16 protein-coding genes and 5 tRNA genes are annotated in these 15,424 nt (G+C 39.1%); 10 read left to right on the top strand and 11 right to left on the bottom strand.

From position 1 onward, the window contains the following. The first annotated feature begins 98 nt into the window (after positions 1-98). From J2756_RS07865 to J2756_RS07855, 3 genes are all read left to right on the top strand, one after another. A complete protein-coding gene (locus J2756_RS07865; protein ID WP_209584370.1) occupies positions 99-602 on the top strand; it encodes a KH domain-containing protein in 504 nt (167 codons plus the stop codon). 62 nt (positions 603-664) lie between these two features. Further along, complete coding sequence (gene coaBC / locus J2756_RS07860) at positions 665-1,831, top strand: bifunctional phosphopantothenoylcysteine decarboxylase/phosphopantothenate--cysteine ligase CoaBC (protein ID WP_209584369.1); 1,167 nt, start codon at positions 665-667, stop codon at positions 1,829-1,831. Positions 1,832-2,078: 247 nt separating this feature from the next. Continuing rightward, positions 2,079-2,612, top strand: a complete 534-nt coding sequence (locus tag J2756_RS07855; protein ID WP_209584362.1) for a hypothetical protein — start codon at positions 2,079-2,081, stop codon at positions 2,610-2,612. A 23-nt stretch (positions 2,613-2,635) separates the two neighbouring features. On the opposite strand, the gene J2756_RS07850 is transcribed toward J2756_RS07855, so the two are convergent. The 3 genes from J2756_RS07850 to J2756_RS07840 all read right to left on the bottom strand — a co-directional run bounded on the left by J2756_RS07850 (position 2,636) and on the right by J2756_RS07840 (position 4,974). Continuing rightward, complete coding sequence (locus J2756_RS07850; RefSeq protein WP_209584360.1) at positions 2,636-3,301, bottom strand: fibrillarin-like rRNA/tRNA 2'-O-methyltransferase; 666 nt, start codon at positions 3,299-3,301, stop codon at positions 2,636-2,638. Between the two features lie 47 nt (positions 3,302-3,348). Continuing rightward, on the bottom strand, positions 3,349-3,639 hold the full coding sequence (locus J2756_RS07845; RefSeq protein ID WP_342593124.1) for a hypothetical protein: 291 nt from the start codon (positions 3,637-3,639) through the stop codon (positions 3,349-3,351). Between the two features lie 117 nt (positions 3,640-3,756). Continuing rightward, positions 3,757-4,974: an NOP5/NOP56 family protein gene (locus J2756_RS07840; RefSeq protein ID WP_209584548.1), complete on the bottom strand. Its 1,218-nt coding sequence runs from the start codon at positions 4,972-4,974 to the stop codon at positions 3,757-3,759. 92 nt (positions 4,975-5,066) lie between these two features. On the opposite strand from J2756_RS07840, the gene J2756_RS07835 reads away from it, so the two are divergent. The 4 genes from J2756_RS07835 (at position 5,067) to J2756_RS07820 (ending at position 9,605) form a co-directional block, all read left to right on the top strand. After that, positions 5,067-5,966, top strand: a complete 900-nt coding sequence (locus J2756_RS07835) for a dihydroorotate dehydrogenase (protein WP_209584356.1) — start codon at positions 5,067-5,069, stop codon at positions 5,964-5,966. Positions 5,967-6,038: 72 nt separating this feature from the next. Beyond that, positions 6,039-6,833 carry a dihydroorotate dehydrogenase electron transfer subunit gene (locus J2756_RS07830; RefSeq protein WP_209584354.1) on the top strand — a complete coding sequence of 265 codons (795 nt, stop codon included), beginning with the start codon at positions 6,039-6,041 and terminating at the stop codon, positions 6,831-6,833. Between the two features lie 174 nt (positions 6,834-7,007). Further along, a complete protein-coding gene (locus J2756_RS07825) occupies positions 7,008-8,423 on the top strand; it encodes a histidine kinase dimerization/phosphoacceptor domain -containing protein (protein ID WP_209584352.1) in 1,416 nt (471 codons plus the stop codon). Positions 8,424-8,519: 96 nt separating this feature from the next. Next, positions 8,520-9,605 (top strand): AI-2E family transporter, encoded by a 1,086-nt coding sequence (locus J2756_RS07820; RefSeq protein WP_209584350.1) that lies wholly within the window; start codon positions 8,520-8,522, stop codon positions 9,603-9,605. Positions 9,606-9,685: 80 nt separating this feature from the next. On the opposite strand, the gene J2756_RS11505 is transcribed toward J2756_RS07820, so the two are convergent. The 8 genes from J2756_RS11505 to J2756_RS07780 all read right to left on the bottom strand — a co-directional run bounded on the left by J2756_RS11505 (position 9,686) and on the right by J2756_RS07780 (position 11,967). Then, positions 9,686-10,150: a CARDB domain-containing protein gene (locus J2756_RS11505; RefSeq protein ID WP_342593122.1), complete on the bottom strand. Its 465-nt coding sequence runs from the start codon at positions 10,148-10,150 to the stop codon at positions 9,686-9,688. 102 nt (positions 10,151-10,252) lie between these two features. Beyond that, the gene (hjc, locus tag J2756_RS07810; RefSeq protein ID WP_209584348.1) at positions 10,253-10,660 is read right to left on the bottom strand and encodes a Holliday junction resolvase Hjc; all 408 of its coding nucleotides are present in this window, start codon (positions 10,658-10,660) and stop codon (positions 10,253-10,255) included. A 178-nt stretch (positions 10,661-10,838) separates the two neighbouring features. Then, a complete protein-coding gene (locus J2756_RS07805) occupies positions 10,839-11,138 on the bottom strand; it encodes a hypothetical protein (RefSeq protein ID WP_209584347.1) in 300 nt (99 codons plus the stop codon). Between the two features lie 213 nt (positions 11,139-11,351). Further along, positions 11,352-11,424 (bottom strand) — tRNA-His (locus tag J2756_RS07800). A 60-nt stretch (positions 11,425-11,484) separates the two neighbouring features. After that, positions 11,485-11,568: transfer RNA gene (locus J2756_RS07795), tRNA-Leu, on the bottom strand. A gap of 95 nt (positions 11,569-11,663) precedes the next feature. Next, positions 11,664-11,738: transfer RNA gene (locus tag J2756_RS07790), tRNA-Glu, on the bottom strand. 77 nt (positions 11,739-11,815) lie between these two features. Continuing rightward, positions 11,816-11,889, bottom strand: a tRNA-Ile gene (locus J2756_RS07785). Positions 11,890-11,894: 5 nt separating this feature from the next. Then, positions 11,895-11,967 (bottom strand) — tRNA-Asn (locus tag J2756_RS07780). A 553-nt stretch (positions 11,968-12,520) separates the two neighbouring features. Between J2756_RS07780 and J2756_RS07775 the strand changes: the two genes are divergently transcribed. From J2756_RS07775 to J2756_RS07765, 3 genes are all read left to right on the top strand, one after another. Next, a complete protein-coding gene (locus tag J2756_RS07775; RefSeq protein ID WP_209584345.1) occupies positions 12,521-13,528 on the top strand; it encodes a radical SAM protein in 1,008 nt (335 codons plus the stop codon). A gap of 44 nt (positions 13,529-13,572) precedes the next feature. Then, complete coding sequence (gene gatB / locus J2756_RS07770; RefSeq protein WP_209584343.1) at positions 13,573-14,928, top strand: Asp-tRNA(Asn)/Glu-tRNA(Gln) amidotransferase subunit GatB; 1,356 nt, start codon at positions 13,573-13,575, stop codon at positions 14,926-14,928. Positions 14,929-15,068: 140 nt separating this feature from the next. Further along, positions 15,069-15,296, top strand: a complete 228-nt coding sequence (locus tag J2756_RS07765) for a DUF504 domain-containing protein (RefSeq protein WP_209584340.1) — start codon at positions 15,069-15,071, stop codon at positions 15,294-15,296. Positions 15,297-15,424 lie beyond the last annotated feature (128 nt).

Raw genomic sequence — 15,424 nt, 5'->3', positions numbered from 1 at the left:
CGATTAAATTTTAAAAAATTCAACAGCATGTTGATGCCATCTTCTAAAGTCTATAATCAATGTTACGATCATCAAAATAATCAAAAGGAGGAATGTAAATGGTATTGCCAGTATGCGATGTCTGTTTAAAAAGTGGAATGTTATGTCAGGGGTGTGAGAACAAGCTGAAGAAGGGTGAAATAACCCAGCTTGACTTGGACATTGCAAAGATACTCTTCAGAGTCGGTGAGGGAAAGATAGGCTTTAAGAAAACCATCGAAATTGGAGATATTGTTATAATCGTCACAGATAAGGATCAGGTTGGAAAACTCATAGGAAAGAGTGGAAAGATCGTAAGGGAAATTTCAAGGACGGTTGGCAAGAAAATAAGGGTTGTGGGGGAAAATTCAGACTTCAAAGAAGTTGCAAGGGACATACTCGCACCTGCAAGAATATCTGGAATAAACATAGTCTACGGTACCGACGGAAACGAGAAGTACAAAATAAGGATTGTTAGGGAAGACTCCAGAAAGATTCCAGGAAGACTTGACGTTCTAAACGACGTAATAAAACAGTTAACGGATGAAGAAACTGTTCTCGTCGTAGATAGGGATGATTTCTAATAAATTATAAATATTCTGGAACACAAACCAGAATATAATAAAAATCTTCATGGTTGATAAACATGGAAATTGTGCTATGTGTTACAGGGAGTATAGCTGCAATAGAAGCTGTTAAACTTGCAAGGGAACTGAAGAGGCAGGGAGTAACTGTTAAATGCTTTATGAGTGATGATGCCTGCAACCTCATCCACCCCAATGCAATGGAATTTGCAACGGGTCAGAAGGTAGTTTTAGACCTTACAGGGGAAATAGAGCATGTTAAATACGCTCAGACAGACCTTGTGCTGGTGGCCCCGGCCACAGCCAATGTTATAAGCAAGTTCGCATATAAACTGGCAGATAATCCCATAAACACGCTTCTTATAACTGCTTTAGGGCATGAAACCCCAATAGTTTTTGTTCCATCCATGCACGACTCCATGTACAGGGCAGTTGAAGGTAACATCCAGAAACTCAAGGATGAAGGAACCATATTCCTTGAACCCAAACTGGAAGAGGGAAAGGCCAAGTTCCCTGACGTCCATGATATAACCCTTCAAGCCCTCAGAGAACTTTACATGAACTCAGCTGAAGGTCAAAAATTCAATCTCAAGGGAAAAAAGGTTCTTGTAAGTGCAGGTTCAACCTACGAAGCAATAGACAAGGTTCGTGGAATAACCAACCGCAGTTCAGGTAAGATGGGAGTTGAAGTTGCAAAAGAAGCCTTCAGAAGGGGTGCAGAGGTTACAATGCTCTGCGGAAATATGGAAACACGCGTTCCAAAACTCTTCCATGTGGTGGAAGCTGAATCCACGGAGAAAATGCAGGAAGAGCTTCAAAAACTTATCCCTGAAAATAATGTCTTTGTGTCGGCTGCAGCAGTTTCAGACTTCACAGTGGATTCTCAAGGCCAGGATAAAATCTCATCAGATGATGATCTAACACTCAAACTCAAACGTGCACCTAAAATAATAAGCTCTGTAAAGGACATCAACCCAGAAATATACCTTGTGGGCTTCAAGGCGGAGTACAGAGTTTCAGATGAGGAACTGGTAGAATCTGCACGCAGAAGAATGAAAGAATCCCATGCAGACCTCATGGTTGCAAACGATGTTGCAGTGGAGGGTGCAGGATTTGGATCTGACCAGAACGAGGTTATAATCCTTGACGGAGATCTCTGGACAGTTCCATTAACCTCAAAAGCTGAAATTGCTGAGAGGATACTGGACAAGATCATTGAGAGGCTTTAATTTTTTCTTATTTTACCATCAACTTCCTTTTATCATGAATTAAATAGAAAGTATTAAATATTATTCTTTGGATATTATATCGATTGAAACATTTGGAGATTAGGTTACCAGATGTTTTAGTTATATATAATTAAGATAAGATATTGCCCCTATTTTTTAGAAGTTTAGGATAAATGGAGGGTTGTTTTGTCTTAAATTCTTGAAATATCAATACTGAAGAATTTCAATCTAATTAATGGTGTAAGCTATGGAAGAAGATTATAACTTGGAGATTAAAAAGAAAAGCGGAAGATCCTTGATTGGTGGAGGCCTGTTTTTTATTTTATTAACTTTAACAACCTTAATGACTCCCAATCGTCAGTTTTTTGCCCCAGTGTTTGGTTCATGGGGTTTCGTTGCCCTATCTCTCGGTGTAATTTTGAGTAAAGATTACCATGATCTGAGCCTTTATCGTGTAGTTTTGGCTGTGTTTTTAATTGGAATGCTGATATTTGCTTATTTGAATGCGCCTGAATATACCATTGCATTCTATGTTCTGATAACCATATACTTAGGAACTTTCATCTTTCTTAGTTCTGGATCATCACTATACCCTCAAAAAAATAAGAAAATTTCTTTTAAGCCCCTGATTTTGAATTTAGTATCATTTTTCATGATGCTTGGAATATTGGGATTCCATGAATATCCAGAGACTTCCATCTATTTTTTAATAACTGCATTGATTGTAATAGTCTTAACTCTGCTAATTGGTAATTTCGTTATAAAAAGAACATTTAAATGAATAAAAAAAATTATAGAATTAATCTAAAACGCAAACTCGCACACAAAGGCCATATGGTCCTTTTCATAGGGTTCAAGCTTTACCCTCTCAAGCACCCGGAACCCTCCAGTTTTCAGTTTGGATTCCTCCTCACGGAATATCTTCTTGGGGTTCTGAGTCACGTCTATGCTTCTGGCTTTGACAGTTATGATTCCAATGCCTTCAGGTTTCAGGAAGAGGCGCATGTTGTCCATGAAAAGTTCTGACTGCTTGGCTTGGGCCACATCGCAGTAGAGAACATCCACCTTCTCCACAAGGTTCAGGTAATTTTTGGGTTTGGTTGCATCTCCAAGTATTGGAATGAGGTTCTCCCGGACTTTGCACAGGTCCACGAGTTCACGCATCATACGGGGTGAAAACTCCACACAGTAAACCAGACTGTTCCTGGCAATATCTGAGATGTGTGAAGGCGTTGTACCTGCAGATGCACCCAGGTACAGTACCTTTGAATCTTCATGAAATGGAAACCTTTTCAGACCCTTCAAAATAGCGGCTGCAAGTTTTGAACGTCTTGGATCCCATATTCTGTACTCTTTTCCCTCAAAGTCCACCAGCTTTTCTCCGTAAACCTTTATGGATGGCTTCAGATTTTCTGTTGCTATATGATCCTCGATTATGTAAACGCCGCTGAAACTTTCTTCAATCTCCATTTTTTCCCTCTAAACTTATTATTATCTATTTTTAACTATTTGAAGTGTTATTTGTCTGTTATGTTACATTTCTCCATTATATCCTCAAGTGTTTCACGCAGTTCATCTTGAGATTCATAAACAGTCTTTTTAATATCATCTGCTTCATCACTCATGTTCTGGAGAACTTCCTTGGTGCGTTCATGGTTTTCATCCATAACTCCCTTGAGCCTCTGGAAGTTTTTCTTCAACCTCTCCTCAACACGTCTGGAAAACCAGATGGCAGAAACTGCCAGAATAATTGAAACAACACTTGATATAATTGATAGTACGGCAACAATATCGTTCAATACAATCACCTTCCACTCACCAGATTTATGCTATCGTTCTAATTCCATGGGAGGGATCACGCCCTACACATCTAGTTCTTCCAATTCAGAAGAGATGATCTTTCGCCTGATTTATATGAAATTAAATCAGTAATAATCACTGATCTTCTTTTTGTACTTGTCTTTCTTCTTCTTTTTCTTTTTATCCTTCTTCTTATCCGGTTTGCTGCTTGCGGTGCTTCTTTTGGGGAAGGGATTGTCCTTCTCTATCTCTTTAACTTTGATTTCAAAGTTTTCCTTTATTGTTGGGTCGTATTCTCCTGAGAAAACATCTTTACGTACTGCAAGTGATATTTTGGCTGCAAGGGTCCGTGCTACCTTCCCCCGGATCCACCATTTGGCTCCGCGAACATCAGGGTGTTGGTATATAAGCCCGTGTTTTGGAGGGTTTTCACCAGTCTTCAAATGTCTGAAGAGTGCCTTTTCAGCCCCAAGGATCTGCACAGTACTTGAGGGGAGCATTGAAAGTCTTCTTATACTCCCAACATGGGCTATTAACTTGGCTCCAAGGGAGTAACCACACAGATCCCTTAGGTTAGGTGCAATTTCCTTCATTTTTGTGTCAACGTATTCAGTTATGGAGTTCCTGGATTCCTGGAGGGACTTCAAGGATTCTGCAAAACCTTTGATGATCCTAAGATCAGTTTCTCCTATTTCAGCCCCAATACTCTTATCTATGCCCTTTTTAAGCCCCATTTCAGAGTTTAAAAGTCCTGAATCAATTATTGCGTCCCGATCCCCATATTCTGCAACGAGCTTCACGTAGCTCTCATGGTTGCGAACCCTGTCAAGCTCAGGGAAGTGAACTGAGTACCATTCCCTTACTCTCTCAACCAGCTTGCCAGTTGTTTCATCCAGATCATCTATGGCATTTATGGCCTGTATCAACAGTAAATCTTCAGCTTCAGAAGATTCCATCAACTTTTTCTCGGTTAATCCAATTAAGACATCATGAATTGTAGTTTCAAATCCATCATCAAGATTAAAACCAGTTTTTTCAAGTAAATGTGCCGTATTTGACCTTAAAAACTCTCCACCAATACTGGGAGTTTCAAATAAAAATTTAGAACTGTCCTTAAGATTTTTATATTTGGAATGGGGGAGGTTGGTTTCTATCACTACTGAATCAAATTTTTTAACAATTCTTTTTAATAAGGATTCTTCTTCACGGGTTAAATTTCCATTCTCTATTTCAAGGAGTTTTTCTGCAAGTTTGCTCCTTGGGAAAAGTTCATAATCTATGAGGGTGCAATTTTCATCAAGGATAATAAATCCTGCAAAACAACTTGTAAGATAACACTTCATAGATTTAATTGTATTTTCAAGGTTTATATCTTTCTTGGATATCATGAAAAATTTACTGTAAAAGATTTTAATAAGAAATTTAAGGTGAATTCATGCTGGAAACAGAATTCTGCAATATCAAAATGAAAAACCCAACCATGCTGGCTGCAGGTGTGCTTGGAAGTACAGCCGCATCCCTTAACTGGGCTGCAAGAAGTGGAGCTGGAGCAGTGGTAACAAAATCATTTGGAAAAGAACCCAACAAGGGCTACGTAAACCCAACAACAGTTGAGGTTACAGGGGGAGTCATAAATGCCATAGGCCTCTCAAATCCTGGGGTTGAAAACTTCAAGGGAGAACTGGAAAAACTTGAAGGTAAGGTTCCAAGTGTGGCATCCATTTACGGTGCAAATCCTGGTGATTTTGAAAGTATTGCTGTGCAGGTCCAGGACATGGTGGATGCAGTTGAACTCAACGTTTCATGCCCCCATGCAATGGGTGGATGTGGGGCTGCAATAGGTCAGGACCCATATTTAACAGCAGAAATAGTTAAAGCGGTCAAAGAAGTAGTTAAAATACCAGTTGTGGTGAAGTTAACTCCAAACGTGACAGACATAGTTGAAATAGCAGTTTCTGCAGTTTCTGCAGGCTGTGATGCACTGACCATGATAAACTCTCTGGGACCTGGAATGAGGATAGACCTTGAAACAGCAAAACCCATACTGAGCAACCGTTTTGGGGGGATGTCAGGCCCTGCAGTAAAACCTGTTGCCCTTAGATGTGTTTTTGATGTTTACGAAGCAGTTGAAGTTCCAATAATTGGTGTTGGGGGAATAAGGGATTACAGGGATGTTGTTGAATTTTTGTACGCTGGTGCAAGGGCTGTTCAGATCGGTACAGCTGTGATGTATGAGGGAATGGAAATCTTCACCAAAATAAACAGGGGTCTTGAAAAATTCATGCTTCAGAAGGACTACAGTTCCATTGAAGAGATGATTGGAAAGTCTCATTGAATAGGATTATAAAGGATTATAATGGATTCAAATAGATTATTAACTATTTAAGGAATTTAAGGCGGATAGATCATGCATGTTCCAAAGGTTCTTGAAATAAAAAGGATAATAGAAGAAACACCAACAGTAAAGACTTTTATCTTTGATTGGGAAGTAAAAAATGAACTTCCGGGCCAGTTCGTCATGCTCTGGAATTTTAAGGATGAAAAACCAATGTCAATCTCATTGATAGATCCAGTTAACGATGAAATTGGAGTATCAATAAGAAATGTTGGAAACTTCACAGAAGATGTTCATTCAATGAAAGTGGGGGATAAACTTGGTATAAGAGGTCCTTACGGACGTGGATTCGAAATATCAGGCTCCAAGGTGCTTGCAGTTGGTGGAGGTATTGGGATGGCACCTCTAATGGCATTCACAGAGGAAGCATGCAGAAGGGGTATTGAAGTGGATGTTGTGAGCGCAGCAGCTACAGCAGGCGAACTCATATTCACGCAAAGAATTAAAAAAGCTGGTGCAAATCTTTTAACATGCACAGACGATGGTAGTCACGGGTTCTGCGGGTTTGGAACTGATCTCGCTGAAAAAGCTCTCCATGAGAATGACTACGACATGATTGTGACTTGCGGCCCTGAGATAATGATGAAGAAACTCTTCAACCTGGTTGATGAACATAAAATCCCGGCACAGTTCTCACTTGAGCGTTACATGAAATGTGGACTGGGAATATGTGGCCAGTGTTGTGTTGATGATGTGGGATGGAGAGTATGCGCAGAAGGACCTGTATTCTGGACTGATGAAGTCAGGCTAATCTCAGAATTTGGTAAGTACCATCGGGATGCTTCTGGTGTTAAGCACACCCTCTAAAACTTCAAATAACACCAAACTTTTTTTAAATAATAAAATTTTTAATGTATACCCTCACATACTATCCCATAGAATTGATTTTAAAAAATGGTATTGGACTATGGACTGAAAATATTAATTGAAGTGGTTAGATGGACTCACATTTAAACGATTTAAAGGCGTTGTAGTGGTAACATGCAGGAACTCAAAATTTTGATACTTGAGGACTACCCTCCAGATGCTGAACTGGCCAAACTGGAACTTGAAGAAGATGGCCTGGAATTCTCTTCAAGGGTGGTGGACAATGAGGAAGATTTTTTAAGGGAACTTGATGAGTTTGAACCCCAGTTGATACTTTCAGATTACAAACTTCCCACATTTGATGGTATCTCGGCACTTAAACTTGTTAGGCAGAGCTTTCCTGAAAAACCATTCATATTTGTCAGTGGAACCTTCGGAGAGGACTTTGCAGTTGAAACACTTAAAAAAGGTGCAACAGACTACGTTCTAAAAGAAAACATTTCAAAACTTCCATTTGCAGTTAAAAGGGCTTTAAAAGAAGTTGAAAAAACTTTGAAACGTGAGCGTGCTGAAAAGGCCCTGAAAAATTCAGAGATGCAATACCGTACAACCATAAATGCCCTTGATGATATTCTAATAGTTGTTGACCATCATATGCAAATAATACTCTTCAACCAAACCTTTGAAAGGATGAAAAGGGAATTTGGAATGGGAAAAGCTCTGAAGGGCCAGAGCATGTTCGAAGCCCTCCCATTTCTTCCTGAAAATTTAAAGGAAGATTACCTCAAAATATTTGAAACTGGGGAGACCATGATCACGGAGGAGTACCATGTAGTTAGTGGTGTTGAAATGGTTGAAGAAGTAAGGAAAATACCTATATTTGAAGATGAAGAAGTTGTAAGAATTTTAACCATAATAAGGGATGTAACTGAACGTAAAAATTCAGAAAATCGGATAAAAGCATCGTTGAATGAGAAAGAGGCACTTTTAAAGGAGATACATCATCGTGTTAAGAACAACATGCAGATAATTTCAAGCCTTCTAAACCTGCAGGCAACCCAAGTGAAGGATGAAAGTGACTCAGATCTTTTTAAGGCCAGTCAAGACCGTGTTAGATCTATGGCACTTATACATGCAAAATTATATCAATCGGATGATCTTTCAAGTATAAATTTCTCAGAGTACATCAACAGTTTAGCCTACAGCCTTTTAAGTTCATATGATGTTAGTTCCAGTGTTAAGTTGAACATGGATCTTGAGGATATATCATTGAACATAGAAACAGCAATTCCATGTGGTTTAATACTGAATGAGCTCCTCACAAACTCCATAAAACATGCTTTCCCAAATGGTGAAGGTGAAATCTTCATAAACTTAAAAAAAGGTGAAGATGATAAATTCCAACTTATCGTAGGTGATGATGGGGTGGGGTTCCCAGAAGATCTGGATTTTCAGAAAACAGAAACACTTGGGATGCAACTTGTAATGTCTTTGATTAACCAGATAGATGGTAAAATAGAAATTGAAAGAAATGATGGTTCTAGATTTAAACTCATATTTGGAAAACTGGAATACGAAGAAAGAATTTAAACTTCCAAGGGAAGATCTTAAATCGTTCAACGATTTTTCGTAGAAGAACACGGATCAGAATAATGTTCACTAATTTAGGCAATGGCAGTGATAATTATGATTTATAAACTAAAAGGAACAGTTACATCCGCTATTTTCATAGTTCTGCTATTGATGTTAATGTCACTTGTTATACTAACACCTATGCTGAGCATGATCATATTAGGTGCTGTTTTTGCCTATGGAATACGCCCAATAGCAAGTAGGATGGAACCATACATAAAGTTCAAGTCTGTTGCAATTTTTATAGCAATGATAATAGTTATTTTACCATTGATACTCATTCTGGGGTTAAGTATAAATTCTGTAGCCCAATCAGCACCTGTAATTGCTACAGCAGCCAAAAATGTTGATCTGAACAGTATAAACAGCACCAACATTCAGAGTTCAGCAATGGTTCAGCAGTACCTTCCTGCAGAGGTGTATCCATACATCAACTCCTTCATGAAGACAATTAATGTTGAGTTGGTTGATGTTGCTAAAAGCGTTACTGGGTACCTTTTAGGATTTTTAGAATCTATTCCAATGATTGCACTGGAACTTTTCATTTTCTTTACCTCCACCTTTTACCTTGCAAGGGATGGGGACAAAATATGGAAATACCTTGAATATGCAATACCTGAAGATAGGAATGAATTCTTTCAAAAACTCTCTGATGAAATCCAGAGGGTTCTAAAAAGCATATTCTTCGGACACTTTCTCACAGCCATTATAATAGGTTTAATGGCAGGAGTAGGTTTTTATCTTCTCGGATATCATTACGCTTTATTTTTAGGAATACTTGCAGGGTTTTTACAACTGATCCCTGTTATAGGGCCATGGCCCACCTACACAGTCCTTGCAATATATGATGTATTAACTGGAAACTATATCCGTGCAGTGCTTGTGATTCTTTTCGGAATTTTCCTGAGTGCAAGTGATATCTACATCCGTCCAAAGATTTCAGGCAAATACGCAGACATACATCCATTGATCTTCCTCCTTGGTTTTATGTGCGGCCCCCTGGTCATGGGCCTGGTTGGCTTTATAATAGGTCCCCTGATACTTGGTGTGACCTATGCAGCGGTTATAACCTATAAAAATGAAAAGAACAATACTTCAGATGATCCTCAGGTCAACAAAACTTCGAGGCCTGAAAAATAACGAATCTGTTACGGATTTTTGAACAAAAATAAAAGAAGAAAGTTAAACTCAAAGATCAAATCTTCGAGTTTATTTAACCTTTAACTAAGTTTTATTTCAATGCTGTTGGAGTTCACTGTGTATTTGGAACCTTTCACATCCTGGAAGGTTACTGCAAATCCACTTATGTAAAATGGGTTTGAAACAGTGGCGTTGGCTCCGAAATCCTCCTGAACTTCCTGATCAGTGGGTATGTGGAGTGTGTACTGGAAACTTGCAGTTTCGCCTGCTTTCAGATCTCCCAGAGTTTTGTAGAAATTCTGATCGTGTGCCTTAACATTGTAGACAGTTTCTGTGCCGTTGTTTTTGACAGTGTAATTCAGTGTCACATCACTACCTTTGGATGCATCAGATGGGCCCTTTTGGGTTGCAACGATCTTCACTGTTGGAGCTCCAGTTTCCGATGTATTTTTTGCATTTTCTGTTAAATTAGAATCTGTGTTGTTGGTTGTTGTGTTGTTGGATCCAGTGTTGGTGTAGAGTACTGCAGCTACCCCTGCAATCACACAAATTAGAACTACTAGAACAACAACTCCTATTTTTTTATCCGTTTAAACACCTCCGTTTGAACTGTTGTTCTATATGGATGTTTACTTCATATAAAGTGATCAGAATTTAACCTGCTTATCTGTGCCTACCATTTCATCGAATTCAAGGCCCTTACCAAAGGCCAGATCCTTATTTAACCTGTAGTTATTGTTCCGGGTTTTGTGAAGATCGTCCAGTTTAACGAAGCGCCATTTCTGCCTTATGAATTTGACCCCAACGTAAGGCTCAGCACCAAATATTCCTGAAAATTCTCTTAAACCCTCAATTTTATCTGATGGTATGTATATACGTTCAAGGGTGGTTGATTTAACCTCGATAGCCAGATAAATTCTACCGTTACCTGCCAGAACATCGGGAAGTGGTTTTTTAGTTGCTCCTCCTGATGCTGGGGCACGCATTGCTGCAAAATCTGCATTCCATAGCATTTTTACAAGTTCACGTTCCTCTCGGGTACCTGTTTTGCTCATATCTGTTCACTGGGGTTTAGTTCATGTGTATGTTTCAAAATAAGATTATTAAAGACATTGTAAAGAAACTTTTTGATAGGGTTGGCAGTTGATTCTATCCAACACTTTATCCAGAGTATAATTTAATAAGTTTGGATATTTCATTGGTTGCTGTAGAGTGTTCTGAATTATGAATTTATTAAACTCTACTCTCTATTTTATCTGCATGGAACGTTCCATTCTTACATGGACTTTTCATCCATTCAACCCTTGCATTTTTGATAACAAGATTCTTGTCTAATAGAATTATGTCCACATCTATTCCAGATTGACTGTCACTGGGGTTTTCTGTTATAAACCTGGAAAATGTTCCCGTGTAACGGTACCTATTTTTAACGAACCACTGGATTATGTTGACCCCATCCATATGCCCTATTTTGGCACCGTCATGTAAAACATCGCATTTTAACGAACCACACGTTTTTTCCATTTTTATCATATGTGACACCTAATGCAATTTAAATATGATAATATCTCTTTTGAAATGGTGTATAAGTAATTTTCTAAATTTTATGGCTTTATAATGAAAAATAAGTGAGACCATAAAATTTTGATGGATTCAAAATAGAATGAACTATGAAAATTGGGATTGGATATGAAAATAGGTTAAGGAATAATAAAGACCAGTCTAAAATAAGTGAGTAATAGTAAAGGCCGGGGCCGAGATTCGAACCCGAGTCGCGGGATCCACAGTCCCGTAGGATAACCACCTACCCCACCCCGGCACGTTAAATCTGTTGATCTTAACTTTTAATCCTTTACTTTTTTACCTGCAGACTTTTGAGTGCAGGGGCAGGGATTCGAACCCTGGTAGGCCTGCGCCAACAGGTCCTAAGCCTGTCCCCTTTGGCCAGCTCGGGCACCCCTGCAGCGTTATTTAATTCAAGGTATGATTCCTTAAATAAGACCGTTATGATAAATGATGTGTTAATATGCTGATAAAACTTCAAAAATTATAATTAAATGCTCCGACCGGGATTCGAACCCGAGTCTTCGGCTCGAAAGGCCGAAATGATTGGCCGGACTACACCATCGGAGCAATACTACTGGATTTATTTTAACTATATTCAGTTAAAACTATATTTAATTTTTAGTTTATTTAACTTTACTTACAAATGGGCCCAATGGGGTTCGAACCCATGGCCGCCCGGTTATGAGCCGGGCGCTCTACCTGGCTAAGCTATGGGCCCAAAAGCGCCGCCGACAGGGCTCGAACCTGTGACCAATCGATTAACAGTCGAACGCTCTACCTACTGAGCTACGGCGGCAAATGCCGAGTAACGTATGCAAACTACTATCTGGGTTTGCAGTATTGTAAAACATAGCATACCAAGAGTGTATTTTGTAGGTTGGTATTTATCCTATATAAACGTTTGGGATGTAGGAATTTATCTCTAAATTTTATGTTGGACTAGGTCTCCAATATTCATTCTTGTTCTCTCGATATTTAAGGTTTTTCCCAGCTGTACAATACCATTTCACATAACATTATCCCATTTTATGCCTTAAATTTTCTTTGAATTATACAAAGAAACCAAGGAAATATTTAGAAATGAATTTACCTGCTGTATTTTTGAATATGGGGAACAATATTAATTTTAAATTATTTTTTTTTACAAGGATTTTCAGAATTTTCCCTTCAGTTACCCATCATCAGATCGAAGTTTTCCCTCAAACACAGATCAAACATAATAGGAAGTTTCTATAAAATTAAACTTGTTATAAAAATTTAAACTTTCACAACATGATTTCATAATAATTTTTATAAGAATTTTCTTAAAGCTTTAATCTGCATACGATATTTTTCAATGGGTCATTTACATGAATTTAATAGACAAAATAAAAAACCATCAAACACTTGAGCTCCTTCAGGAATCCAACGAAATTACACTCAAGAACCATGGAAGTTTCATCACCCTTGAAAGGGCAATATTTCTTTCTTGGTGGTGTGATAGGGGGGATTGTACCTTCTGTTACATGTCCTCACAGAAGTCCAGGATCAAGGAACCAGAAAAGGCCAAAAGGCATGTTAACTCAATTCTGGCTGAGGCAGAACTTACAAGGAGATTAGGTTGGAACATAGAATTCTTATCCGGAGGTTATGGTTCGTTCACAACCCCTGAAATCCAGAGCATTGCAGAGAACATTTACAGAATAACCAAAAAACCTGTATGGCTCAATGTGGGAATAACCAGTGAACTGGAAGCATATGGAAAGGAAATTGCAGGGGTTACAGGTGCAGTGGAGGTTGCAAACCCTGAGCTTCATGACAAGATCTGCCCAAGCAAGTCACTGGATGACATAGAGGGTATGCTTGAACTTGCAGGGGATATGGGCTTTAAAAAGTCAGTAACAATAATATTGGGCCTTGGAGAAACGCCAGAAGACCTGGAGTACCTCTGGCAGATGATAGAAGATATTGGAATCCACAGGGTCACGTTTTACTCCTTGAATCCCCACAAGGACACGGCTTACGAAAATTCACCACAACCTGCATCCCTGTACTACACAGGTGTTGTTGCGGCCACAAGGATAAGGTTTCCAGAGCTTGAAATAATCACAGGCACATGGACAGACAACCTTGCCAATATAGGGCCTTTGATACTTGCAGGAGCCAACGGCTTAACTAAGTTTCCACTTTTTAAAATGTTCGGGACAGGTTACGGTAAGCGTGTTGAAGAAGAAGTTCGCTGGGCTGGTAGAACCCTTGAGGGAACTTTCACAGATTTCGACATGCTCACAACTGGGAGAATTCCTGATCCCAAAGTTGAGCCTTTTATAAAAAGATATATTGATATGTGTCTCAATAATAAATCAGAGCAAAAATAAGGATTAACACTCATTAGATTTTCAAGGAGGAATTAACCATTAAGATGAAATGCGGACTGGAAATTCATGTTCAACTTGAAACTGATTCCAAGTTATTCTGTACCTGTCATACAAATTATCAGGAAGCCCCAGCGAACTCAAACATCTGCCATGTATGTTTGAACCAGCCAGGAGCCAAACCATACCCACCGAACAAGGATGCGCTGGACGGGGCTGTGAGAATAGCTCTCATGCTTGGCTGTAAAATCGCACCTGAGGTCACATACTTCCAGAGGAAGCACTACGACTACCCTGATCTTTCATCAGGATACCAGCGTACTTCAATCCCGATAGGATATGAAGGTGACTTAAACGGTGTTAGGATAAGGGATGTTCATATTGAAGAGGATCCTGGTCAGTACAAGCCGGACCTTGGAATTGTGGACTTCAACAGGTCTGGAATACCACTCATTGAGATAGTGACAGAGCCAGACATGACTTCACCTGAAGCCGCCCGTACATTCCTCAGAGAACTCATAAGGGTTCTTGAGTACAGCGGAAGTGCCCGTGGAGAGGGTACAATGCGTGCAGATGTGAACATATCCCTTGAGGGAGGTAAAAGGGCAGAGATCAAAAACGTCAACTCAATAAAAGGTGCCTACAAAGCCCTGAAGTTTGAGATGATACGCCAGAAAAACCTCCTGAAACGTGGAATAGAAATAAAACAGGAAACAAGGGCTTTCCTGGAATCTCAGATGATAACTGTTCCAATGCGTCTTAAAGAGGAAGCAGAGGATTACAGGTACATACCTGATCCGGATTTACCCCCTATGCTTGCAGAGGCCGAGAGGGTTGAGGCAATAAGGGAGGCAATGCCTGAACCTTCACACATCAAAACTGACAGGTTCGTTGCAGAGTACGGAATTCAGAAGGATCATGCAAAGGTCTTAACCTCTGAACTGGATCTTGCCGATGCCTTTGAAGAAGTTGCAAAGGTTGTTGATCCAAACTTCGCTGCACTCTGGATGAGGGATGAACTCAAACGTGTTGTTTACTACAACAAGCTCAGCTTCAAGGAAAGTGAAATAACACCTGCGCAAATTATAGATCTCCTCAACCTTCTACAAGATAAGAAGGTCACGGCGAAAGCAGGTAAGAAGATCATGGAGAAACTGCCGAAAAATTCCAAGATGCCCTCCACCATAGCTGAGGAAATGGGTCTTTTAGGTGTTGTTGAGGAAGATGTGGTTGTGGGTGCAGTGAAACAGGCCATAGCTGAAAACCCTGAAGCAGTTTCAGATTACCATGAAGGCAAGAAAAACGCGATGAACTTCCTTATAGGCCAGGTTATGAGGCTTACACGGGGAAAAGCTGATCCTGGTGAAACTCATAAATTAATTGAAGCTGAATTAAAGGAATAAATTTGGGATAATTCATTAAAAATTTCATTTATTCCTAAAATTTTCTAAAATTTCATAAAGGTAACCTAAAAAAAAGAAATTGAGCTCCTGAACTGTAAAAAATTAAAGAAAAATTAAAGATAATTTTCCAGGTTTTCAAGATGGCAAAGAACATCCTGAATATGATACTCTGGCATCCCAAGATGGATGTTGAGAAAACAAGGATAACTTACATCCACAGAGGGGCACATGGAAACCTGAAAACCATTCCTGGAAGTTCAATAGAAAGTTTAGAAGGTGGATTTTTAATATTAAAGGAGGGAACCCACATTCCATACCATAGAATCGTTAAAATAGAATCAGACACTAAAATTTTATGGAAGAAATGATACTGGGAACACCTTAAAAACTCCCTAAAAAAATATTCAAAAAAACCACATTCAAAAAAAAACAATTTAAAATTAAATAATATTAAAAAAAATTGGTTGAAACTCAATCCACCAGTTAATCCAGCAAC

It is taken from the genome of Methanobacterium aggregans (assembly GCF_017874455.1).
Lineage (GTDB): Archaea > Methanobacteriota > Methanobacteria > Methanobacteriales > Methanobacteriaceae > Methanobacterium_C > Methanobacterium_C aggregans.
This window is presented reverse-complemented; position numbering and strand designations above follow the sequence as displayed.

What these genes read in the sequence shown, in the direction of transcription:
- J2756_RS07865 (WP_209584370.1), top strand. Translation starts at nt 99, where the DNA reads ATGGTATTGCCAGTATGCGATGTCTGTTTAAAAAGTGGAATGTTATGT.
- coaBC (WP_209584369.1), top strand. Translation starts at nt 665, where the DNA reads ATGGAAATTGTGCTATGTGTTACAGGGAGTATAGCTGCAATAGAAGCT.
- J2756_RS07855 (WP_209584362.1), top strand. Translation starts at nt 2,079, where the DNA reads ATGGAAGAAGATTATAACTTGGAGATTAAAAAGAAAAGCGGAAGATCC.
- J2756_RS07850 (WP_209584360.1), bottom strand. Translation starts at nt 3,301, where the DNA reads ATGGAGATTGAAGAAAGTTTCAGCGGCGTTTACATAATCGAGGATCAT.
- J2756_RS07840 (WP_209584548.1), bottom strand. Translation starts at nt 4,974, where the DNA reads ATGAAGTGTTATCTTACAAGTTGTTTTGCAGGATTTATTATCCTTGAT.
- J2756_RS07835 (WP_209584356.1), top strand. Translation starts at nt 5,067, where the DNA reads ATGCTGGAAACAGAATTCTGCAATATCAAAATGAAAAACCCAACCATG.
- J2756_RS07830 (WP_209584354.1), top strand. Translation starts at nt 6,039, where the DNA reads ATGCATGTTCCAAAGGTTCTTGAAATAAAAAGGATAATAGAAGAAACA.
- J2756_RS07825 (WP_209584352.1), top strand. Translation starts at nt 7,008, where the DNA reads ATGCAGGAACTCAAAATTTTGATACTTGAGGACTACCCTCCAGATGCT.
- J2756_RS07820 (WP_209584350.1), top strand. Translation starts at nt 8,520, where the DNA reads ATGATTTATAAACTAAAAGGAACAGTTACATCCGCTATTTTCATAGTT.
- hjc (WP_209584348.1), bottom strand. Translation starts at nt 10,660, where the DNA reads ATGAGCAAAACAGGTACCCGAGAGGAACGTGAACTTGTAAAAATGCTA.
- J2756_RS07805 (WP_209584347.1), bottom strand. Translation starts at nt 11,138, where the DNA reads ATGATAAAAATGGAAAAAACGTGTGGTTCGTTAAAATGCGATGTTTTA.
- J2756_RS07775 (WP_209584345.1), top strand. Translation starts at nt 12,521, where the DNA reads ATGAATTTAATAGACAAAATAAAAAACCATCAAACACTTGAGCTCCTT.
- gatB (WP_209584343.1), top strand. Translation starts at nt 13,573, where the DNA reads ATGAAATGCGGACTGGAAATTCATGTTCAACTTGAAACTGATTCCAAG.
- J2756_RS07765 (WP_209584340.1), top strand. Translation starts at nt 15,069, where the DNA reads ATGGCAAAGAACATCCTGAATATGATACTCTGGCATCCCAAGATGGAT.